Source organism: Acinetobacter sp. HA, assembly GCF_000264725.1.
In the GTDB taxonomy this organism is placed as follows: Bacteria; Pseudomonadota; Gammaproteobacteria; order Pseudomonadales; family Moraxellaceae; genus Acinetobacter; species Acinetobacter schindleri.
The window spans coordinates 33,463-56,100 of the sequence record NZ_AJXD01000016.1; the positions used below are offsets into that span (position 1 = coordinate 33,463).

21 protein-coding genes and 1 pseudogene are annotated in these 22,638 nt (G+C 43.6%); 15 read left to right on the top strand and 7 right to left on the bottom strand.

What is annotated here, in order from left to right:
- Positions 1-89: 89 nt before the first annotated feature.
- Positions 90-1,652, bottom strand: coding sequence for an apolipoprotein N-acyltransferase (gene lnt, locus HADU_RS04295; protein ID WP_004890467.1), 1,563 nt, complete (start codon positions 1,650-1,652; stop codon positions 90-92).
- Positions 1,649-2,488, bottom strand: coding sequence for an HlyC/CorC family transporter (locus HADU_RS04300; protein ID WP_004813460.1), 840 nt, complete (start codon positions 2,486-2,488; stop codon positions 1,649-1,651). Before HADU_RS04300 ends, lnt begins: the two co-directional genes overlap by 4 nt.
- A gap of 201 nt (positions 2,489-2,689) precedes the next feature.
- Here HADU_RS04300 and tusA point away from each other — a divergent pair, with 201 nt between their 5' ends.
- The 4 genes from tusA to HADU_RS04320 all read left to right on the top strand — a co-directional run bounded on the left by tusA (position 2,690) and on the right by HADU_RS04320 (position 8,530).
- Entirely contained in the window at positions 2,690-2,947 is a 258-nt protein-coding gene (gene tusA / locus HADU_RS04305) for a sulfurtransferase TusA (protein WP_004813458.1), read from the top strand.
- A 249-nt stretch (positions 2,948-3,196) separates the two neighbouring features.
- Positions 3,197-6,013, top strand: a complete 2,817-nt coding sequence (locus tag HADU_RS04310) for a type VI secretion system Vgr family protein (RefSeq protein ID WP_008303920.1) — start codon at positions 3,197-3,199, stop codon at positions 6,011-6,013.
- Between the two features lie 9 nt (positions 6,014-6,022).
- The gene (locus tag HADU_RS04315; RefSeq protein WP_034592288.1) at positions 6,023-7,555 is read left to right on the top strand and encodes a hypothetical protein; all 1,533 of its coding nucleotides are present in this window, start codon (positions 6,023-6,025) and stop codon (positions 7,553-7,555) included.
- 96 nt (positions 7,556-7,651) lie between these two features.
- Positions 7,652-8,530 (top strand): hypothetical protein, encoded by an 879-nt coding sequence (locus HADU_RS04320; protein ID WP_008303925.1) that lies wholly within the window; start codon positions 7,652-7,654, stop codon positions 8,528-8,530.
- Positions 8,531-8,690: 160 nt separating this feature from the next.
- Here the strand turns inward: HADU_RS04320 and HADU_RS04325 are convergent, their stop codons facing one another.
- Positions 8,691-10,403 carry an electron transfer flavoprotein-ubiquinone oxidoreductase gene (locus HADU_RS04325; RefSeq protein ID WP_004890452.1) on the bottom strand — a complete coding sequence of 571 codons (1,713 nt, stop codon included), beginning with the start codon at positions 10,401-10,403 and terminating at the stop codon, positions 8,691-8,693.
- 185 nt (positions 10,404-10,588) lie between these two features.
- Between HADU_RS04325 and HADU_RS04330 the strand changes: the two are divergent.
- From HADU_RS04330 to HADU_RS04350, 5 genes and pseudogenes are all read left to right on the top strand, one after another.
- Positions 10,589-11,201 (top strand): annotated as a pseudogene (locus HADU_RS04330) (DUF1285 domain-containing protein).
- 48 nt (positions 11,202-11,249) lie between these two features.
- A complete protein-coding gene (murI, locus tag HADU_RS04335) occupies positions 11,250-12,113 on the top strand; it encodes a glutamate racemase (protein WP_008303930.1) in 864 nt (287 codons plus the stop codon).
- 128 nt (positions 12,114-12,241) lie between these two features.
- Positions 12,242-13,270 carry a DUF4062 domain-containing protein gene (locus tag HADU_RS04340; protein WP_004813438.1) on the top strand — a complete coding sequence of 343 codons (1,029 nt, stop codon included), beginning with the start codon at positions 12,242-12,244 and terminating at the stop codon, positions 13,268-13,270.
- A gap of 67 nt (positions 13,271-13,337) precedes the next feature.
- The gene (hemH, locus tag HADU_RS04345; protein ID WP_008303933.1) at positions 13,338-14,345 is read left to right on the top strand and encodes a ferrochelatase; all 1,008 of its coding nucleotides are present in this window, start codon (positions 13,338-13,340) and stop codon (positions 14,343-14,345) included.
- A 21-nt stretch (positions 14,346-14,366) separates the two neighbouring features.
- Positions 14,367-15,011: an MBL fold metallo-hydrolase gene (locus HADU_RS04350; RefSeq protein ID WP_005220779.1), complete on the top strand. Its 645-nt coding sequence runs from the start codon at positions 14,367-14,369 to the stop codon at positions 15,009-15,011.
- Positions 15,012-15,526: 515 nt separating this feature from the next.
- Here the strand turns inward: HADU_RS04350 and HADU_RS04360 are convergent.
- Both HADU_RS04360 and HADU_RS04365 read right to left on the bottom strand, forming a co-directional pair.
- Positions 15,527-15,706 (bottom strand): hypothetical protein, encoded by a 180-nt coding sequence (locus HADU_RS04360; protein ID WP_005220781.1) that lies wholly within the window; start codon positions 15,704-15,706, stop codon positions 15,527-15,529.
- Between the two features lie 144 nt (positions 15,707-15,850).
- Positions 15,851-16,036, bottom strand: coding sequence for a DNA gyrase inhibitor YacG (locus HADU_RS04365; protein ID WP_004813427.1), 186 nt, complete (start codon positions 16,034-16,036; stop codon positions 15,851-15,853).
- A gap of 83 nt (positions 16,037-16,119) precedes the next feature.
- Here HADU_RS04365 and HADU_RS04370 point away from each other — a divergent pair, with 83 nt between their 5' ends.
- The 3 genes from HADU_RS04370 (at position 16,120) to HADU_RS04380 (ending at position 18,463) form a co-directional block, all read left to right on the top strand.
- Positions 16,120-16,764, top strand: coding sequence for an SAM-dependent methyltransferase (locus HADU_RS04370; protein WP_171056641.1), 645 nt, complete (start codon positions 16,120-16,122; stop codon positions 16,762-16,764).
- A 3-nt stretch (positions 16,765-16,767) separates the two neighbouring features.
- Positions 16,768-17,970: a TIGR03862 family flavoprotein gene (locus HADU_RS04375; RefSeq protein WP_005220785.1), complete on the top strand. Its 1,203-nt coding sequence runs from the start codon at positions 16,768-16,770 to the stop codon at positions 17,968-17,970.
- Positions 17,971-18,052: 82 nt separating this feature from the next.
- Positions 18,053-18,463, top strand: a complete 411-nt coding sequence (locus HADU_RS04380; protein WP_004890423.1) for a GFA family protein — start codon at positions 18,053-18,055, stop codon at positions 18,461-18,463.
- A gap of 17 nt (positions 18,464-18,480) precedes the next feature.
- Here HADU_RS04380 and HADU_RS04385 read toward each other — a convergent pair whose 3' ends face one another.
- The gene (locus HADU_RS04385) at positions 18,481-19,044 is read right to left on the bottom strand and encodes a hypothetical protein (RefSeq protein ID WP_005220787.1); all 564 of its coding nucleotides are present in this window, start codon (positions 19,042-19,044) and stop codon (positions 18,481-18,483) included.
- 23 nt (positions 19,045-19,067) lie between these two features.
- The gene (locus HADU_RS04390; RefSeq protein WP_005220789.1) at positions 19,068-19,850 is read right to left on the bottom strand and encodes a class I SAM-dependent methyltransferase; all 783 of its coding nucleotides are present in this window, start codon (positions 19,848-19,850) and stop codon (positions 19,068-19,070) included.
- A gap of 113 nt (positions 19,851-19,963) precedes the next feature.
- Here HADU_RS04390 and HADU_RS04395 point away from each other — a divergent pair, with 113 nt between their 5' ends.
- The 3 genes from HADU_RS04395 to HADU_RS04405 all read left to right on the top strand — a co-directional run bounded on the left by HADU_RS04395 (position 19,964) and on the right by HADU_RS04405 (position 22,603).
- Positions 19,964-21,235, top strand: coding sequence for a hypothetical protein (locus tag HADU_RS04395; RefSeq protein WP_004813415.1), 1,272 nt, complete (start codon positions 19,964-19,966; stop codon positions 21,233-21,235).
- A 121-nt stretch (positions 21,236-21,356) separates the two neighbouring features.
- On the top strand, positions 21,357-21,554 hold the full coding sequence (locus HADU_RS04400; RefSeq protein ID WP_004813413.1) for a hypothetical protein: 198 nt from the start codon (positions 21,357-21,359) through the stop codon (positions 21,552-21,554).
- A gap of 95 nt (positions 21,555-21,649) precedes the next feature.
- Complete coding sequence (locus HADU_RS04405; RefSeq protein WP_008303945.1) at positions 21,650-22,603, top strand: 2-hydroxyacid dehydrogenase; 954 nt, start codon at positions 21,650-21,652, stop codon at positions 22,601-22,603.
- The last annotated feature ends 35 nt before the right edge of the window (positions 22,604-22,638 follow it).

Below are 22,638 nucleotides of genomic sequence, written 5' to 3' on the forward strand. Positions count from 1 at the left end.
GGGTAAAAATTTACCTCTCCCTAACCCTCACTTGCGCTAATTTAAAAAGCAGTGCTTTAAAATTAGCTCAGGAGAGGGAACTTAAGAAATTATCTTCTCGACTTAAAGCTGACATCCACTTTACGTGGGCGGAAACGCCATCCAAGTAATAACAGCAGGGTTGAGAGAATCAGTACAGGCCAGTCACTCAGTTTCGTATACAGCGTTTCACCCTGCATTGCTGGCAACTCACCGCGTAATACCGCTTCTTGATCCATAGGCGCACGTTTCACGATATGACCATTATGATCAATAAAGGCGGTTACACCGGTATTGGTCGCACGGATAAACCAGCGACCATTTTCCTTGGCCCGCATTTGCACCATTTGCAGGTGTTGCTGCGGTCCAGCAGTTCCAGTAAACCAGGCATCATTAGATACCGTTACCAGAAAGTCGCTTTGACTGGCATTGCGACGGGTCAGATTCGGATAAGCGACTTCATAGCAAATCGCAGAGCCCAGATGCTGATTTTTGATATTTAGCGGTTGCTGATCATTTGCCCCACGAGAAAAACCGCTCATAGATGGATCATTTTGCAAAGCGGGAAGTACCCAGCTGAGCGCGCCGGAAAGTGGGATGTATTCACCAAATGGCACCAAGCGCTGTTTTTTATATAGCCCACTGGCTTCATCACCGATGGCCATGATGCTGTTGTAATACTTAGGTGTGCCTTCGGCTTGGGATTCTTTCAGATCCCAATAAGGAATACCAGTAACCCAGGAGCTTCCGGATTTCTCTGCCTGTGCTTTCATCGCATCTAGGAAATCAGGAATATCGGCCTGAAACATCGGAATCGAAGATTCTGGCCACACGATCAAATCACGACCCCATTCGGTCTTGGTCAGATTGGCATAGATCAGCAGGGTTTTAACCTGATATTCAGTCAACCATTTCAAATCTTGTGGAATATTACCCTGAATCAGAGACACGCTGAGTGGCTTAGTGCCTTCTTTCTGTTCCACAAAAGTCAGTTGCGAAGCTCCCCAGGCACCCAGCAAAAGCAGCAGGGATGGGATTGCCCAGAACACACGACGATTAAGAATCTCAACCAAAGCACAAGCCAGTATGATCACCACGAAGGATACGCCAAACACACCGAAGAGTGGCGCATAGCCATCCAGCAAACGTTCGGTAAAGGCATAGCCGGCAAATAGCCATGGGAAACCTGTAAAGACCCAAGTCTTCGCCCATTCAAACAGTACCCACAATGGCGCAAAGGTCAGAGGGGTTTCCGGAAAGAAGCGACGGTAGATAAAGGTCTGTACTGCGGTAAATAGACCCATGACCAAGGCCATGATCAGAATCATCACGACACTAAGGAATGAGCTGGTATCACCATATTCATGGATCGAGGTATACAACCAGAATGCACCAACAAACCATAAACCAATGCCATAAGCCCAGCCAATACCAAAAGCCTGTTTGGCACTGCGTTTACGCAGACAAGCATAAAGCAGCGCCGGAGAAAGGATGGCTAACCACCAATAGTGGTACGGCGCCAGCGCAAAACTGAAGATGGCACCGGAAAATAAAGACAGCAGCAGTGGATAAATCAGTGGAAGTTGCTCAGAACCTTCAGACTGTTTCAACAACTTGTCGAAATGTGCCCTCATTGGCGCACAGCCCGAATCGAGTGAATAGAACGGGCATCCGCTTCCAGAATGGTAAAGATCCAATTTCCAAGCTCAATCACCTGACCTTCTAAATCGCTCACCAATCCGATTTCCTGCAATAACAGGCCACCCATGGTTTCTACTTCATCATCAGAAAAGTCGGCATCGAGCATATTGTTAAAATGCTCAATTGGAGTCAGTGCTTGCACAATCCAGGTATTGGCTGTGGTCGGATCATTGTCGGGAACAATATACAATGCTTCTTCATCAGCAATATCATGTTCATCTTCAATTTCACCAACAATCTCTTCCAGAATGTCTTCTAATGTCACCAGACCAGAAGTGGAGCCATATTCATCAATTACGACTGCAATATGGGTCTGGGTATTTTTCAACATACGCAAAACCTGATCTGAACGTGCACTTTCAGGTACGAACAGTGGCTGGCGCATTAAGGCACGAATATCCACCTTAGAAGTCGGTTCGGTCAGGAAAGGCAGCAAGTCTTTGGCAAGCAAAATGCCCACCACATTATCAGGCTGATCTGATGAAAATACGGGAAAACGCGAATGCGCTGATTCTACCAAAACATGCAGAATATCAAGAAGCTGGTCATCTTCCTGTAAGCTGATCATAGAAGTGCGTGGTGTCATCACTTCACGAATTTTGGTCGCTGGAAGGTCGAGTACGCCTTCTAGCATCGCTACAGTATCGGGTTCTAGAAATCGACGTGAATCTTGTACTAGTTTTAGCAGTTCGTCGCGAGTTTCGGGAGCGGTTCCCAGCCATTTGCGTAAGCCGCGCATACCCCACGACGGGCCTGATTCCTCGTGCATGATCTTTCCTAAAAACTCTTAATATCTAAAAAAATGTAATTTTATCATACCGCAGAAAATGCAGTTGTCTATTGTAATTATTTAAGGCGACCGTGACTGTCGCAGTCAACTACTTAAAACGAAAATGGCAATAAAGCCAGTCATGGGTACAGACACATGTTTATGTTAAAATAACCTGGTCTTTCCCTCCTGAGCCTGCCGATGTCTGAAGCTGAAATTACTCCTAGCCTGCAACTAAATACCCGCGGTTTACGCTGTCCAGAACCTGTGATGATGCTGCATCAGGCGATTCGTAAGTCCAAGTCAGGTGATGTGGTTGAGGTGTTTGCAACGGATAATTCGACTTCATGGGATATTCCAAAATTCTGTATGCACTTGGGGCATGAATTACTGTTACAAGAAGAACGCCTGGATGAAAATGGCAATAAAGAGTTTCATTATCTGGTAAAGAAAGGGTAATAACGTGTTGGGCAGATGAAGTGAATCATTTGCCCTGCTTCGATTAATCAACACTTTCTGGGCGTGAAGCCTATTTCACAATAAAAACTTGAGTTTAAAGCGATAAAGTTTAAAGAAGCCCATCTCTTTAGCAAGCAAACGTCTTTTCTCTGGTCAGAGAACAATTGAAGCGAATCCATCAGACCAAACTCGCTAGGCTTAATCAATTAAATTTATTATAATGCCGAAAAAATAAGCATAAAAATAAAAATGATCAGAAATTCTATTGCTCAAATACTCGAACAATTGGGATTAAGCGCACAGAAACGCGCTTTACATATTCAGTTTTCTAATCAACAGCTTAATTCGGAAATCTTTCTGCAGCGTATTGATGGACAGCATGTGCTCAATCAAGGGCTGAAGATTGGACTTATTTGTTTATCTAGCAATGCTCTGATTCCTCTCAAAAGTTTCATAGGTACACAGGTCGCGGTAGATCAGGTAACAGACCAGGGGCAGCTTTTTCGCAGTTCAGGCATTATTACCCAGGCAACTCAGGGGCAAAGTGATGGTGCATTAACGCTTTATAAGCTTACTTTGGAAGATGCCACTTCACTTTGGCATAAACGCCGGAATAGCCGTGTGTTTATGGACAAAAGTGTCCGTGATATTACCAGAATATTATTTGAGGAATGGCAGAGTAAAAGCCCATTATTTGCGGCTGCACTCAAGCTGGATTTATCCGGTTTGCAGCAGACCTATGATGTGCGTCCTTTTAGTATGCAGTCAAATGAAACTGACTATGAATTTTTAACCCGTTTATGGCGCAGTGAAGGTATTAACTGGCTGATTGATGAATCTGAGCTATTGCTCCTACATTCCTCTGCACCGATTGCAGCACAGAAACTCAGATTGATTGATGATAATAGTCAATATCAGGCTCTAAGCCGCCGGGTAATCCGTTTCCACCGTTCCAGTGCTACCGAACAGACTGATAGTATGACCAGCTTTATTGCAGAGCGAAAATTACAGCCAACTGCTGTGCATATCCAGCGCTGGCATGCTGATCGTTTGAGTCAGGAGGAAGGTACAGGTTCAGTACAAAGCAGGCATCAGCATAGCCAAACTCAGGATAATACAAGTTTAGGGTTGGAACAGGCGTGGCATATTAGTCCGGCATGGGTCACTGACCTCAAGCATGAAGATCAGGCTACGTCAGCATCAAATGCACAAATTGAGAAAGTTAACCAGAACCTGCAACATTTTTATGATGTGCAGGCCAAGCAGTTTTTAGCAACATCTACTGTACGTGATGCGCAAGTCGGTTACTGGTTCCGACTAGATCAGCATCCAGAAATTGACCAGCATCATGCAGCCGATAAAGAATTTCTGATTCTTTCCAAGCAATTCTATAACCAGAATAATTTACCCAAAGACCTGAATGCACAGGTGAATGTTTTAATTCAGCAAAGCCAGTGGCAGCTGACAGAAGTTAAAGATGCTGATGAGCGCCAGACCAATCATTTAGTCTTACAACGTCGCAATATTCCTTTGGTTCCTGAATATCAGCCTTTATTGCATCGACCACCAGCCTGTCCGCAACGGGCAAAAGTAGTCGGGCCAGAAAGTGAAGACATTTATGTGGATGAATGGGGACGCATCAAAATCCGGTTTTTATTCACCCGTCCGGACGATCATACCTATGATAATGGAGCCGGAACGAATGACAGTGCTACTGACTCGGCCTGGGTAGATGTTCTCACGCCTTGGGCAGGGGAAGGTTATGGTGTGCGCTTCTTGCCACGTATTGGTGAAATTGTTGTGGTCGACTTTTTTGATGGCAATATTGACCGGCCTTTTGTGGTGGGCCGGATTCATGAAGGTCAGCGTTCACCAACAAAATTTGACAAGAAAGGACGCTTACTAGAGACCCAAAAACTTAGTGGTATTCGCTCTCAAGAAGTGCAAGGAGAAGGTTTTAACCAGTTACGTTTTGATGATACCACTGGACAGATCAGTGCACAGTTGCATAGCAGCCATGCTGCGAGTCAACTTAACCTGGGTGATTTGAGCCATCCGAAAGAACAGGCTGAAAGTGAGAGGCGTGGAGAGGGATTTGAGCTGAGAACAGACCAGTGGGGGGCAATACGGGCAGGTGAAGGTCTACTGATTTCGACCCACAAACAGCAGGTTGCAAGGGGTTCACATATGGAAGCTGAACCAGCGAAAAGCCAGCTTCAATCAGCTCTACAGATGAGTCAGGTGCTCAGTGATGTGGCTAAAAATCAGCAAACTGATCCAGTGGAAATTTTTGAGAAGTTAAAAAGCCTGATTGAGCAGATTGAACAACAGGATCAGAAAAAAGCTGCTGCCTTTAAACAGGCAATCATGATCCTAACGGCACCACAATCGATTGCGCTGAGTACCCAGCAGGACATTCATCTATCTGCTGATGGGCAGATTAGTCAAAGTGCAGGAGAGAGTATTAACCTGAGTACACAACAATCTTTGATTGCCCATGCCAGCCAGAAACTAAGCCTGTTCGCAGCGCAAGACGGAGCACGCTTATATGCAGGTAAAGGCAAAGTCGAGATTCAGGCACAAGGAGATGAAATAGATGCTATTGCGCGTAAAGGTATCAAAATTATCTCTACTGAAGATCAGATCGAAATTACTGCGGCCAAAAAGATTGTACTAACCGCGGGCGGGTCACAGATTGAAATCAGTAGTGCGGGAATTTTGTCAACCACTGGTGGCAAGTTTGAGGTAAAGGCGGGGCAGCATTTATTCGTTAAAGGAAGTCAGGTAAATACTTCCTTGCCAGCTTTACCTAGTTTTAAAAATCAGAACTGGATTGCTTTAGAGCATTTGGATGCTGATAATCAGCCATTTTCTAGCGTAGGTTATAAAATATTTTTTGAAGGTAACCAAATCATTGAAGGTCAACTCGATGATCAGGGTAAAGCTCATCATAATAATGTACCTGAAAAGGCGATTAGAGTGGAATATGAGCAGGCTGAGATAATAGATAAACCTTGGGATACTTATGATCTGGTATTAGATCAACTTGATAAAATAGAAGAATAAGTGATAAAAATGGCAGATTTTTTACCTTCGAGACAAGAATTATTAAATGCAATGGCAGCTATAGCTGCTCCTGTGAATAAAGCAATAAAAAAGGGACAAGAAACTTTAACTGATATTGCAGACTGGCTTTGGGTCGTGATTCAAGGGGATTTTGCTGAAGAGCAGAGTACTGCTCAGATTGTTACCGGTACTGTGATCTCTATGATTCCATTTGTAGATCAGATCTGTGATATACGTGACTTATGTGCAAATGCTAAAAAAATTAAAGAAGATTTACATAACCCATGGGCATGGATCGGGCTGATATTAACCCTTATTGGATTATTTCCTGTACTAGGTTCCTTATTTAAGGGCATATTTAAAGTACTTTTGGCTCCTATACGTAGATTTATGATGAGACCAGGAGCAAAATTAGTAAAGTTAACCGGCACTAATATTTATAAGTTAGCTGAACCATCTATTGAAAGTGGGATTACTGAATTAAATAAATTTTTAGCACGTCCCGCAGTAAAAAAAGCTTTAAAAGATACCAAGATTACCAATATTTATAAAGCAACAGCTGAAAAACTTAGAGAAATTAAAACTAAATTAACCAAACAAGCATTGCTTGAAGTATTTGATAAATTAATTGGATATTTAAGGCAAACAGTTAACTTTATTGATAAATACGGTAGCCAAATTATTGGACAGAAAGCTCGAAAAATGTTGCAGGATGTATTGGATGTGCGTCAAGCTGCTAACCAAAAATTGGGTGAGTTTTTAAAACCTGTTCAAGATTTTTTAGAAAAGTTGGCTGCTCGAATAGATAAAGAAACAGACCATGCGTATAAAGCAAAAACTAATATTAAAAATTTAACCCAATTTAGAAGAGTATCAGACGATGAAGAGTTAGATGCTTTTAGACAAAGGAAACCTAATTGGGTGCATAAAAAAATTAAAGGTGAAGAATTACCTTTTGAGCCTGCAAGCCAAGACCCTAAAACAGCAAATACTCCTTTGCATCCCAGCTTAGGAGATACCCAGTTAGCCTTAAAAAGCGGCTATTCTCATCCTCTCCAGGGAAAATATAATACTTTTGCTGAAGATATGATTGAAGCTGAAGTTTTTAAAGAAGGCGATGTACTAGTACGTGTAGTCGCACCTGGGAGTTTGGATAATAGTATCTGTTGGATGAGAAAATCTGAGTTTGATAAATTGAAAAGCCGTGAGGAATGGAGAGATAAGTTTGCAGTTTGGGCAAGCTGGAATAGTAATGGGGAATATCTTGAGTATACTGTTCCAAAAGGTCAGAAACTGTATGGTTGGGAAGGTCCAGCAGCCTCTCAACAGCGAGGTGAGTTTTATTTAAAAGGTGGGGGAATACAAATAGTCTTGGATCCTAAAGATTTGATCCCTTCCGGCTTAAGTAAACGTAAATTAACTGGATGGGGGTATGGTACAGATACAATAATTGGTGATTTTTCAATTGTAGGTGTGCCAGCTTTAGAAACACGATTAGGAGATTATACTTTGGCTCCTCGTTCGGAAAATAAATCAAAATAATATATACATTCTAGGTTTTTAATATGAATAATAGCGTCCATCCTAAAGAAGTCTATTTATTGGAAAAATTTAGTTCTTTAGATTTTTTTTGAAATAATGAGAAATAATTATCATAATTTTTTAACAGGATTAGAGGGATTATTTGAGCTTTATATTCATAATTTGCCTTATGACTTGAGAACCTTACCTTTTTCAGAGCAGGCAGATATTAATTGGGGAGAAACAGTATTGCCAAATCTAAGAAATACGATGGATCGTATTGATATTGCTTATATAAAAATTAAATCAGGCGATTTTACATATCTTGATTGTGCGGCAGAAATTCGATCAAATGATAAAGGTCTTAGTGAATTTTCTTTCTATTGGATGGATAATTTACCTCATAACAAAGTTAAACAATGTTGGGATTATTACTTAATTTCGAAAAAATACGCTTTAATTATTGAAAAAACATATCCAACATATTGGGATAAAGGGTTCCTTAATAATGAGTTTCCAAAGGCAGAAATATTTAATGGAATAAATATAAAGTTGCCAGGTTCTTATCCTATTTATCGTTTAGATTCAAGAAATATAGTTAGATCTAAAGAAAAAATAAATAAAACAGGGGTTTATGTATGCAATGAATATGATAATAAATTGATATTCCTGGCAAGTAGTAAAGAAGATGATAATGGTTTTGCACCTAGATATGCATGTAGAAATAAGGAAACTAGAGAAAAATTATATTTTGAAACATCTTGGACTTTAATAGAAAGAATTTCAGATCAAGGCGGTACAGTAGAATCTATTGTTATAGAAAATTTAAAAGCTTTAGCAGGCCAAAAATGTCCGAAAACAGGCTATTGGTGGAGTCCCGCAAATCAGTCTAATTCACGGTATTTTACAGAGGGAGATATTTTCCCTAAATTAGAAAGTGATTGGGGCGAAACAATTTGGTATTTAGAAGCAACAAATAAAGATTTAATTGGCTAAAATAAAACAATCGTAACTTGTTTAAATCTAAAAATATTTAGGTATTTAAAAGTATCCTATAAAAATAAACCCGCTTTTGAGCGGGTTTATTTTAATTCATATCAAATTACATATTTGGATATGAGAAGCACTGCTTCGCAAGAATTACCCTAACCTAACATTACATGTTAGGGTAATTAGGACCACCCGCACCTTCCGGTGTTACCCAGGTAATGTTCTGAGAAGGATCTTTGATGTCACAGGTCTTGCAGTGCACACAGTTGGCTGCATTGATCTGGAAACGCTTCGAACCATCATCATTTTCCATGATTTCATATACACCCGCCGGGCAGTAGCGCTGAGCTGGCTCATCCCATTTTGGCAGGTTCACGTTCACTGGAATTGAAGCATCGGTCAGTTTCAAATGCGCAGGCTGGTTTTCTTCATGTACAGTGTTCGATACAAACACTGAAGACAGGCGGTCAAAAGTCAGCTTGCCATCCGGTTTTGGATAGTTCGGCTTGAAGTTCACCGCATCAACAGTTTTCAATGTCTTAAAGTCTGGCACCAGGTCATGCAGGGTAAATGGTACTTTAAACACGTTCTGGTCGATAAAGTTGAATGCACCACCCATCCATTGCCCAAACTTATGCATTGCAGGGCCAAAGTTACGCGCGCTATACAGCTCTTCTTTCAACCAGCTGTTGTTGAACTTGTCTGTATAAGCAGTCAACTCTTTCACGAAGAAATCTTCGCCTTCAGTTACACGTGCAACTGCCAGGTCACCGCCTTTCTCTACACCGGCCTTGATTGCTTCAAATACCGCTTCACCGCAGAGCATGCCTGACTTCATCGCAGTATGTGAGCCTTTGATCTTGGCAAAGTTCAGGAAGCCGGCATCATCACCGATTAAAGAACCACCTGGGAAAGTGAATTTTGGTAGTGAGTTAAAGCCACCTTTGGTCACAGCACGCGCACCATAAGAAATACGTTTACCGCCTTCCAGATACTGTTTGATCAGAGGATGGGTTTTCCAGCGCTGCATTTCCATAAATGGATACATGTGTGGGTTTTCATAAGAAAGGTCCACGATCATGCCCAGAGTCACCTGGTTATTTTCCGCATGGTATAACCACCAGCCACCTGAAGAACCGGTTTCATTGAGTGGCCAGCCTGCACCATGCATAACCAGACCTGGCTTGTGCTTGGCAGGATCGATTTCCCATAGTTCTTTAATGCCGATACCGTAATGCTGTGGATCTGCATCTTTATCCAGGTTGAATTTCTGGATCAGGCGTTTACCTAAGTGGCCACGGCAGCCTTCAGCAAAAATCGTGTATTTCGCGTGCAGCTCGTAACCTGGAGTGAAGTTATGCGTTGGTTCGCCATCTTTACCAATGCCCATGTCACCCGTCTGGATACCTTTGACTGAACCATCTTCATGGTAAAGGATTTCAGAGGCAGCAAAGCCCGGGAAGATCGAGACTTCCAGTTCTTCTGCTTTTTGGCCTAACCAGCGCACCACATTGCCCAGTGAGATGACATAGTTGCCATCGTTATGCATGGTTTTAGGCACCATCCAGTGCGGAGCTTCTTGTGATTTTTCATCAGAGAGCAGGAAGAAGGTTTTGTCTTCAGTCACTGGTACATTTAAAGGTGCGCCTTCTTCTTTCCAGTTCGGGAACAGCTCGTTCATGGCACGTGGTTCAAGTACAGCACCAGAAAGAATATGAGCACCGACTTCGGAGCCTTTTTCCACGACACAAACGGACAGATCATTCAGGTTGTTTTCAATTGCAAGCTGACGGATTTTGATCGCAGCAGAAAGACCCGCAGGGCCTGCGCCTACGATGACTACGTCAAACTCCATCGATTCACGTTCGATGTGCTCCATGTGGGACTCCTCATATTACATTCGGTGGCAACCATAATCGGATGATCGGGTGCTGCCATGAGTATTTATAATTCCTGGACACAAAAAGATTAGTGTCTTTCATCTTGTGGGCTAGTATAGTTTTAAACCCAGTTTAAGCCAATTGGCTGAAACATATTATTTTTCCGTCATTAAGGTCTTCTACTATGGATAAGTCAGCAGAAACGAATCATCCGACGAAAAAAACAGCCATGAGTGATGATAAAAATTTAACAAATATTGCACAATACATAAAAGATGCACAGGACAGTCACAAAAGGTCAATACCCCCTTTAGATCAGTGGCAGCCAAAGCATTGTGGCACAATGGATTTGAAGGTTTTAGCCAATGGAGAATGGTGGCACGAAGGTCAATTGATTAAACGCCAAGCCATGATTGACCTGTTCTCAACAGTGCTATGGAAGGAAGATGGCAAATTCTATCTCAAAACCCCGGTTGAGCAGATCGAAATTGAAGTCGAAGATGAGCCCTTATTTGTAGGGCAGGCTGATCAGGTAGAAATTGATGGAAAAAGCTATATTCAGCTGACGACAACGACGCAGGATGTAATCATCGTAGATAAAGAACATCCAATTTTCATGCGTACTTTTGGTGATGAACAGCGCCCTTATGTGCATGTGCGTTTTGGTATTAATGCATTGATTCAGCGAGCTGTCCTTTTTACATCTGGTAGAAATGGGTGAGCTTATCGAAAATTCTGAAGGCGACACGGTATTAAACTTGAAAAGTGGTGATTTAGACTTGCATTTAGGCACCTGAGGTTTAAGCTTTGTGCCATGTCTGTCCATTTGAGCAAACAGCCCCTGTATGAGCGCCATTTATCCGATTTCGTCCACACTCGATCCCATTATTGATGTTACTGCAGATGCACCCATTGGGATTTTTGATTCAGGAATCGGAGGCCTCTCTGTTGCACTAGAAATTGCACGCCATTTACCGAATGAACGTTTCGTCTATTATGCCGATACTGCCAATGTGCCTTATGGTCCGCGTGAGGATCAGGACATTCGTGAGCTCACCGCGCAGGCAATTGAATGGTTATATCGCAAGGGCTGCAAGACTGCTGTCGTGGCATGTAATACTGCTTCAGCTTTTAGTCTGGATTATTTGCGTACGCATTATGGCGAGCGTTTTCCAATTATCGGTCTGGTACCGGCTTTAAAGCCGGCAGTTTTGGCGACCCATTCCAAAACTGTGGCCGTGCTTGCCACACCAGCAACTTTTCGCGGTCAGCTGATCAAAGATGTCATGACCCGTTTTGCCGAGCCCGCAGGGGTAAATGTGATTCCAGTCACCTGTCTGGATCTGGTGCCTTTTGTCGAGGCTGGCGAGCAGATGAGTCCCGCGTGTCTAGCGACATTAACCAAGATTTTACAACCAGTTGTAGATCAGGGTGCAGACTATTTAGTACTTGGATGTACACATTACCCCTTCCTAAAATCGTCAATTCAGTATATTTTTGGTCATAAAATGACATTGATTGACTCTGGATTGGCAGTTGCAAGACAAACCGCCCGTATTTTGATCAAAAATGAGTTATTATTTGAAGGCGAGCGTAAAGAAAGTGTAAGAATCGAAATTTTTGTCAGTGGTCAAAATGCTGAGCAAGTTCAACCGATTATACAGCACCTGATTCTGGACGATATTCAATGGTCTGTAAGTAATATATAAGCTGAGTTTTAAGTCAGTGAATTACATTATTTTAAAATTTGATATTTTTAAGTGGGGCACGCATATGCAACAGCTCATGGAAATCGAGGTGAACTGTGCATATTCGCGGTAGTTGGAGAGGGTTTGGAATGCTGGATAAACGTTATCAGGTTTTTATATCCACATCTGGTTCGGAAATGCAGCCAGAGCGTATCATCTTGTCGCAAACGCTGGTGGGTATGGGCTTCTTCTCCTGGGGGCTGGAACAGCGTAATCCACTCAGTACTGCCTTTGCTCGCCGTCAAATTGATGACTGTGACTATGTGGTAATCCTGCTGGGAAGCCAGTATGGTGAACAGTCCGTTTCTGGCGTTGGCTATATGCACCTTGAATATATCTATGCAGTAACCAAGCAGAAACCAATTATTGTATTTATGCATGATGACCCTGCCTCTCGTGAGCCGTCCCTGCATGATGCCAAAGCGGAATTGCGTGAAAAATTCAATGACTTCCGAAAACTGCTACAAAATGAAGTCGATCAGGTCTTTACCTATCGTAGCCTGCGTGATCTGGAAATGGCAGTTCGCCTGAACATGCCCCAGATGCTAGAACGCTATCCGGTGACTGGCTGGGTACGTCCCCAAAATGCCCAAGCCCTGCATGATGAAATTGATCAGCTCAAGGCGCGTATTGCCCAAATGGAAGCCGAAGCAGGCAAGCGTGAGCCTGATCCATTTCTGAGCTTGCCTAAAGTGTCCATGCATGAAATTTTTTCTTTTGAATATCGCATGCATGCCTATCAGGATGGTAACTTTAAAGAGCTCAAAATTCAGAAAAAACTGACCTGGGCTGAACTTCTGGCAATTCTTGGATCTACTTTTGTCAATCCAACACCAGAAGAATTCTTCTCTAAGCGTCTGAATGAATATTTAAATGAAACCGGTTTGGAAGATGCACGTATAGAAATGCCACGTGCTCATGCCGTGGCACGTGCACAGATGAACATTCGTGCCTTGCATAGCCTGAAAATGCAGATGCGACAAAATGACTGGATTGTACCGACTGGCCGTGATGACCGTCAGCGTTTACTATGGCAGATCACGGCTAAAGCCCAGAAATTGATAGAAAGTAATTTACTGGATAAAGATCGGGTTTTTCAATATAAGTCAGTATATTAATCCATATTATAAATTTATTGAAAACTGTTAAAGTACAGGGGTTGACCCCTCAAGACGGATGATCTGAATGTTTGCTAAACCGAAAGTCACCATTATCCTGGCAAATCTCGGTACCCCTGATGCTCCTACCGTTCCCGCAGTACGAACTTTTCTGCAGCAGTTCCTGTCCGATCAGCGTGTCATTGAAATCCCCAAACCGCTCTGGCAGATCATTTTGCGTCTGTTTATTTTACCTTTCCGTCCTAAACGGGTTGCGCAGGCTTATGCACAAGTATGGGCTAAAGATTCACCCATGCGTGAAATCCTGCTGCAACAGGTTGAAGCAGTCAGAGCAGAATTGACTCAGCGTTATCCGCAATTCGAGCTGAATGTGGTGCCCGCCATGACCTATGGCAATCCGAACATTCAGACTGTTCTTAGCCAGATCAGCGCACAACCTCAGGATCACGTGATCCTGTTGCCCTTATTCCCGCAGTATTCAGCCACTTCCACTGCGCCGCTGTACGATGCAGTCGCGAGATGGGTACTGACTCAGCGTAATCTTCCGGGTTTATCACTGATTCGTGATTATTATCAGCATCCGCTGTTTATTCAGGCATTGGCACAGAGTGTGCGTGACTATCAGGCGATTCATGGCAAGCCAGAAAAGCTGTTAATGTCGTTTCATGGTATTCCACAGCCTTATGCCGATAAAGGCGATCCCTATGCTGACCGTTGCCGTATCACCGGGAAACTGGTGGCTAAAGCTTTAGGGTTATCTGAAGATCAGTATGCGATTAGCTTCCAGTCACGTTTTGGCAAGCAGGAATGGGTTAAGCCTTATACCGATGCCTTGATTGAAGAGTGGGGTAAGCAGGGTGTGAAATCGATTCAGGTCATGAGTCCGGCTTTCTCGGCAGATTGCCTGGAAACCCTAGAAGAACTGGCAATGGAAAATGCGGATACCTTCAAAGCTAATGGTGGTGAACGCTATAGCTATATTCCGGCATTGAATAGCCGCGAAGATCATTTGCAATTGCTCAATTCATTGCTACAGGCTAATCTTGATGCATTGACTCATACTCTCGCTCACTAATTTTTTGAGGTTTTAAAGCCTATGCTCCAAGTCAAAATTGTTCCTGTAACTGCCTTTCAGCAAAACTGTTCCATTTTATGGGATACAGACAGCAAAGAAGCAGTTTTGATTGATGCCGGAGGTGAGCCAGAAAAACTGAGAGCAGAAGTCGAAGCGCTTGGTCTGACGGTCAAAGCATTATGGCTGACCCATGGTCATTTAGACCATGCTGGAGCGGTGGGTGCTTTGAAAAAAGCCTGGAATGTGCCGGTGATTGGTCCACATAAGGATGATGCGTTCTGGCTGGAGATGATTCAGGAAGTCTCTGCTCGTTATGGCTTCCCGATTCCGGAAAAGGTAGAAGTGACTGAATGGCTGAAAGGCGGTGAAGTACTGAAACTGGGGAACGAAGAATTCGAAGTCCGCTTTGCACCCGGTCATACTCCAGGTCATGTCATGTTTTATAACCGCAATCATGGTTTGCTGTGGACGGGGGATGTGCTGTTTAAGGGTTCGATTGGTCGTACTGACTTCCCACGTGGCAATCATCAGCAATTACTCGATTCAATTCAACGTGAATGCTTTAGCCTGCCTGAGGAAACTCAGTTTATCTCAGGGCATGGTCCAATGAGCACGATTGGTTTTGAAAAGCAGCATAATCCTTTTGTCGCAGGTAAAGCAGGTTAAGCGCTTAATGTAAACGTAGTAGTTATCTAAAAAATGAAAAAGGAATCGATTCTAGATTCCTTTTTTATTTGAGTGGGTTAATGGGTTATACAGATTACATATTAAGCGAAAGGGTCATTTTGTAGTTTATGTACCTGAAGTTTAATAATCCAAAAAGCCAGTGCAATGAGTATACCAATGCTAATAAAAAAATAATCATGGCGCATGATACCCGTGCCAATACTGAGACAGCATAGTAGAACAAACAAGAACATGACAGTCTTGAGTATAATTACTAACATTTATAAATCCCTAAAAAGATAAGTCATTGACATTCTTTATAATTTTTTATGTTTTCCTACTTATTTAAATTGAAAAATTATTTTATTATCAACTATATAGAATGTTTTCGCAGTTTAACATTTGACCAAAAATAAATTCAAGATAAATACTGACCTTAGTTTAATAAAACTTATAAGTAATTCTTCTTTGAGCTAGAATTTTTAACAGACTGTGCAAATATTTTGGTTTTTACTTCAAGCGAAAGGATCATGTTGCAGTTGCCGGATTTGCAGTCTTAATATCACGATGGCCAGAACCAGCAGGATACCAATCAAGATAAAGATATAGTCCTGTTTCCAGAGCCCAAGGCCAATACTGGTGCAGCATAGCAGGATCAAAAACAGCATAAAAATTTTAAGCAGGAGGATAAACATCGGCATGTCCTCTTTTTTTGTTATTTTATTAGAATAGTTATTTAAATTTTATTTTATTAATCAATAATATATTGTTTCTAGGCTAGTCTAGCACCAAATGAAAAAGGAATTCAATCCGAATTCCTTTCCTCTGGTCAGTCTCATTTAAAACTGGTCTTCTTCACGGCCTCCATCAGCTTGCGGAGCATCTTGAGTCGGCAGCTTATAGTCTTCATTGGCCCAGGCACCCAAATCAATCATCTTGCAGCGTTCGGAACAAAAGGGACGAAACGCATTGTCTTCCCACGTAGTCAGTGCACCACAACGTGGGCATTTCAGGGTCGTTGGCATGGACAATACTCCACAAAAAATTGGATTCAATTAGGCAAACATAGCCGCACTTGTTAGACTTATGCGGTTTTCATTAGTTTGATCTGATTATGCCAATTCGTCAATTTCAAGCGCAGCGTATGCATGCCCCTCGTGATTTTCAAAGCATCAGCCCTGAACCGATTTGTGTCGAAATTGGTGCAGGCAAGGGCAAGCATGCCTTGTTATTTACCCGGACACATCCAGAGCACAAACTGATTGCAATTGAACGGACCCGTGAAAAATTTCTGGCCATGCAAAAGCAGCATGAATTGGAAGGCCAGCCAAATTTAAAAACCGTACATGCTGATGCCCTGCCATGGGTGGTACATGCACTGTATCCTGGCCAGGTAGAGCAGTTCTTTGTCCTGTATCCAAACCCGGAACCACATAATCCGGCACAGCGTTGGGCCAATATGCCGTTCTTTGAATTTTTGCTATCACGGCTGAAAACAGGTGGTTCGATTACGTTGGCAAGTAATATTCCGGAATATATCGATGAAGCTGAACAGCAGATGAAAGAGCTATGGAAGCTGCCTTATGACAAGCAGATCATTGCATCCGATTCGGCCCGTACCCATTTTGAGATCAAATATCTGGAACGTGGTGAACTGTGTCAGCAGCTAATTATTACGAAACCTGAGGGTTATACCACCCGCTTTGATGATTTCCAGCCTCTACAGGGGCAAAATGTTGCGCCTGTGGAATAAGCCATGAGTAAACGCATTGCGATTGTTGGTGCCGGCCCGGCAGGGCTGATGGCAGCAGAAGTGCTGAGCCAGCAGCATTATGACGTACATGTCTATGAGCAGAAGCCTTCAGCTGCGCGCAAATTTCTGATGGCAGGCAAGACCGGTCTGAATATCTCGCATGCTGAACCGGTAGAACAGTTTATCCAGCGTTATGATCAGGCTGAATGGCTAGCGCCGTGGGTAAAACGTTGGGATGCTGCCTGGATCCAAGAGTGGATGCAAGGTTTGGGCATTGAACCCTATATTGGTTCTTCTGGACGGGTGTTTCCAACCGAAATGAAGGCCGCTCCGCTGTTACGTGCCTGGTTAAAACGTCTGGCCGAGCAGGGGGTACAGTTTCATTACCGCCATCAGGTGACCCAGTTAAAACAGAATCAATTGGAACTATTGGATCTGAAAACTGATGAGCTACGAACAGAACTCTTTGATGCGATTATCCTCGCCTGTGGCGCGGTATCCTGGTCAAAGCTTGGCAGTGATGGTCAATGGCAAGCATGGCTAAAGACAGAAGAAATTGAGCCTTTTCAGGCCAGTAATGTCGGAGTGGAGTATCCATGGTCTAGGTTTATACAGCCCATCTTTGGTCAGCCACTGAAACGGGTTGCAGCTTGGGTGGAAGGCAGTGACAAGACTATGGGTGATATCGTCATCAGTCATTATGGTCTTGAAAGTGGCTTGATCTATAAACAGGGACGTGGTTTGCGTGAACAGGTCAAACGTGGGCAGCCCATGCAACTGTATCTGGACCTGTTTCCCGATCAAAACGCAGCACAACTGGCGCATAAACTGCAATCCAGCAAGAAGCAGTCTTTAAGCAATGTCTGGCGCAAGGCAGGACTGGAAGGCGCTAAAGCTGCACTGGTGCGAGAGCTGGTGCCTAAAAATATCTGGCAGGATGCTGAACATCTGGCACAGCAAATTAAACAGTTGATGGTTTCTCTTCAGGGATTCCGTCCAATTGAAGAGGCGATTAGCTGCGCAGGTGGTGTAAAACGTGATGTGCTGACGGAACATTTGCAACTTAAATCCAATCCTTATGTATTCCTATGTGGAGAAATGCTGGACTGGGATGCGCCCACCGGTGGTTATCTGTTGACTGCCTGTATGGCAACCGGTCGTGCAGCGGGTGAAGGTGTCGCGGCTTATCTGTCTGATTCTGCTTGAAGCGAAGATATTTTAGACATTCACAGTCAGTAATTTTTTAGGCTATATTGGGCGAAAATTATTCACAAGGAGGTTTGCTGATATGTCGACTCAAGATCATTATGCCGGTAGCTGTCTCTGCGGTGGAATCCAGTATGAAGTTCGTGGATCGCTGGGTGATATTATTCAATGTCACTGCCGCCGTTGCCGTAAAGCTACCGGTACTGCCTTTGCTACCAATAGTCCGATTGCTAAAGCAGATTTTCATCTGCTGCAAGGACAGAAATTACTCAAGTCATTCACTACCACGACTGGCGTGAGCCGAAATTTCTGTAGCGAATGTGGTTCTCCGATTTATAGCGTGAAAGCAGATCTGCCGGATGTTTATCGTCTGCGTATTGGCAGTCTGGATACACCGATTGAGCAGAAACCGACTTGCCATTTCTATGTCGGTTCTAAAGCTGAGTGGGAGGACATTCACGATACCTTAGCGCAATATCATGAACGTCCTTAACAGAAAGCAGATCAGTCTTATTGGACTTTAGCCTGAGTTTTTGCATACTGGTTACGCCAGTGTTCCAGCTGTTCCTGAGCATGCAGATACTGTCCCAAACCTTTTACACTTTCCTTGGCATCATGCTGGATCGCTTTATCTGAAGAGGTTGTGCCCAGCAGTTTTTGCTGTTGTTCCCAGTATTGATAAATCAGTCCCTGAATATAACGACCCTGTTCAGTTTTCAGTTCCAGACTTTTTAATAAAGTCAGTGCAGACTGGATATGGTCACGCTGACGTTGCTGCATAAATTCTTCAGTCAGATTGCCTTCTTTACGCATGCGTTCAGTTTCAGCTTCGATATCCTCATTTAAGGATTGCAGGCGCTGCTCAAAGTCATCCAGTACGGCAATATCATGTTGATCATCCGCTGTTTGCGGAAAATCTTTCACCGGTTGTGTTTTCAGTTCCTTCATCACTTCTTCAGCTGCTTCATTTTGCTGAGCCGCTTCCTGTTTCGGCGCATCTTTCTGATTACACGCCACCAGCAACAGGGTGGATGTAAGCAAGGTGATTCGGCTGAGATTCTGAATATTTGGCATTATTTTGTCCTGTTAAAGTTTTATCAAGGCGTTAGAATTTTTTGAAAGATATAGACATGGGTAATATAGGGGAAGTCAATCTGTTCATCAGGCTGCTTGCCAGTATGTTCTCGTAGGATTTGTTCAAACTGAGATTTGAGTTGCTGCTGTGCATCATCAGACTGAGCGGCGATAAAGCTGGTCGAGAGCAGACGTTTGGACACCACCTGTTCGACGGTTCCAGAATGGAACTGCTGCAAAGTCGTTTCTGCTACCGGTCGAAACAGCTGCTGATCTTGGAACACATTGCGCCATTGACCACTATGGTAGCGTGGCGTATCGCCTTCCATGGGGAGAATAAATTCTGCCAGAGCTTTGACCCAGTCGACATTAATATCACGCTGGTTCCAGATCAGGACCAGATAGCCCTGATCTTTCAGAGTCCGATGAATTTCCTTAAGGCTGTCGAAATTGGCGAACCAGTGAAAAGACTGTGCGCAAAATACAGCATCCATCGAGGCATTTTCTAGCGGCAGGGCGTCACTCATCGCCTGCAAGGTCGGAATATCTGGATGAACCTGCTTGAGTTGCGTTAACATCTCTGCGACAGGATCAACCGCCAGAATATGCGAACTGAGTAATTTCAGCTGGGGCAGGAATTTACCGGTACCGCTACCCAAATCAAGTAATTGGGCATGATGGGGTAAGCCAAGCTGCTGTTGCAACCAGGGTACTAATGCTTCAGGATAACTTGGGCGCACCTGCTGATAGCGCTCAGCAGCGCTACTAAAACCTTGTTGTGCAGCAGGATGTAATGATTGTGTCATATTTTGCGCTTTTTAATCTTGGTCTTCGCTATAAAATAGCATATTCATTTTTGCATCGTTTTGCGCCATTGAATTTGTAATGGAAGCGTTCGTTTTATAGGCATGGGAAAGTTATGGAAAAACAAATCGTCTTTGAAGATGAGCACATTCGCGCAATCTTTATGCCGGGTTCATCTTCAGAACTGATCTTCTCCTTTGGGGATCTGATTACCCGTGCCAAGGGAACCACCATCAATGCAGAGAAGTCGCTGCAAAAGTTTGAATTCAATGTGCTCGGGATTATGCCCAAGGATAAATCCTGGTTTCCACAAGCGTCTATGCAAGCCATGCTGGACGCAATTGCTGAACTGATTGCACCATTTGAGCAGCGTATTGCCTATGGCGGTTCAATGGGCGGCTATGCGGCAATTAAATATTCCAATGCTCTGGATGTACAGCGCGCCGTAGCCATGGTGCCGCAATACTCGATTGATCCGGAAGATGTGAAAGACGCCCGTTATAACATGTTCTATCAGCCGGAACTGAATGGCGAGATGCGCATTACGAAGGCAGATGTCAGTGAGGATCGTGAATACATTATTATTTATGATCCGCACTATGCACAGGATCGTGCGCATTATCATAAACTCAGAGAAGTCCTGCCGCCACATCACGTATTGCATCTGGCTTTTACCAATCACGATGCCATTGCCGTGTTGGCAAGCTCCGAACTGGTGAATGATTTCCTGCTGCATGAATTTGATGCCAGCTATTTTTATCAGAAGATGCGCCGGGTCAAAAAGAACAGCAAGTTTTATTACCGTAAGGTGATCGAAAACCTGTTGCCACGGCATCGGATGGCCTTGGGCCGTATCCTGAAAAATAATGACCTGCAACTCGATTCACAGTTTTTTGATGCTAATCAGAAGCAGACCATTTTGCGTGAGTTACTCAGCAATAAACAGGTGGATCAGCATGATCTGATGAAACTCGGCATTCAGGTCAACCTGCCGCAGGAAAACCGTCAGATCCTGCTGGATATCTATGGGCATGGTCTGGTGTTCAATGTCATCAGTAACAAGATTGAAAGCTATGCCGATCAGGCGATTGCGCTGAACCATAAATTCCTGATTCCAATTTATGCGCGCGGCAACGGCTTGTTGACCATCAGCTTGAATGACGAACGTTATCTCGTCGTCATGAATGACCGTCATATGATGAAGCTGGTCAAGGAACAGGAACCGCTTTCGGTCGGAATGCACCCAATTTTGATGAAACGTTATACAGATTTCTATATGTTCAGTTATAAGGAATTAAGTCTCAAAACTGATGAATACGGTGCAGCGGCATTTGTTGATGACAGTGACAAAAATACGCACTTTGTGACACGCAGTGAAGCAAATTAACTTGAAATATCACTTAAAAACAATGGCTTGACTTATTGTTTTGCTGGCATAAGATGTAGTTATGCGGTATGGATTTTTCATTACCGCACGCGATCGTTTTCGTGAGAAGGGGGGACATCTTATGCAATCTACACAGTTCGCCACCATATTTTTAATGCTAACTTTGGGCCTGCCCAATCTGGCATTCGCCAAAGACAGCGTACACCCGACCATTATTTTCCTGAGTGCAACTATCGTATTTTTGATGATTCTGACCGTTTATATTGTTTATAAAATTCGTCATTCTGTGCGTAACCATCTGGATAAACCACTCGATTAAACAAGGCAGGATAAAGTCTAAAAAACGGTTGAAAACCCTGTATGACTTGTTTTAAATGACAGGATAAATTGTCTAACAGGATTGAGGGTCAGGCCATGAAAGCCGTATATTTGGATTATGCTTCTCTAGATCAACAGGATCTCGACTTTCAGGTACTGCATGGCGTATTTGACGAGTTAATTTTATATCCTGCTACTTCTGTGGCTGAACTTTTGCCACGCGTGCAAGATGTCGACGTCATCATCACCAATAAAGTCATGGTAAATGCCGAAACCATTCAGCAATGCCCTCAACTGAAACTGATTTTAATCTCTGCGACTGGTACCAATAATGTTGACCTGGCCGCAGCTAAAGCACGCAATATTGTCGTGTGTAACTGCCAAGCCTATGGCACTTCCGCTGTCGCCCAACATACCCTCATGTTAATGCTGAATCTGGCGACGTCTTTCCTGCCTTATCAGCAAAAATTACAACAAGGCGAATGGCAAAAGGCGACACAATTCTGTTTGCTGGATGCACCGATTGTAGAACTGTCTGGTAAGACTCTCGGCATTGTGGGTTATGGCGAACTGGGTAAGGCAGTGGCGAAACTGGCAGAAGCGTTTGGTATGAAGGTGATAATAGGTTCATTACCGAACCGTCCAACTGATGCCTCACGTGTACCATTCGCGGAGTTATTGCCACAGGCTGATTTCCTGAGTTTGCATTGCCCACTGACTGAAGATACCCGCAACCTGATCAGCCATGCCGAGCTGGAAGCTATGAAATCAAGTGCTTTCCTGATTAACTGTGCGCGTGGCGGTATTGTTGATGAAGCGGCTCTAGCACAGGCATTATGTGCAGGCAAAATCGCAGGTGCTGCCACCGATGTACTGACGGTAGAGCCGCCGAAAGAGGGCAATATTCTGCTCGATCCAGACATTCCGAATTTGATCGTTACACCGCATAATGCCTGGGGCAGTGTCGATGCCCGCCAGCGCATCGTGGATCAGATGACGGAAAATGTTAAAGCCTTTCAGGCGGGCCAGCCGATTCGCCAGGTGAATTAAAACTTGTCCATAACAAAAAAAATGCTGATCGAATT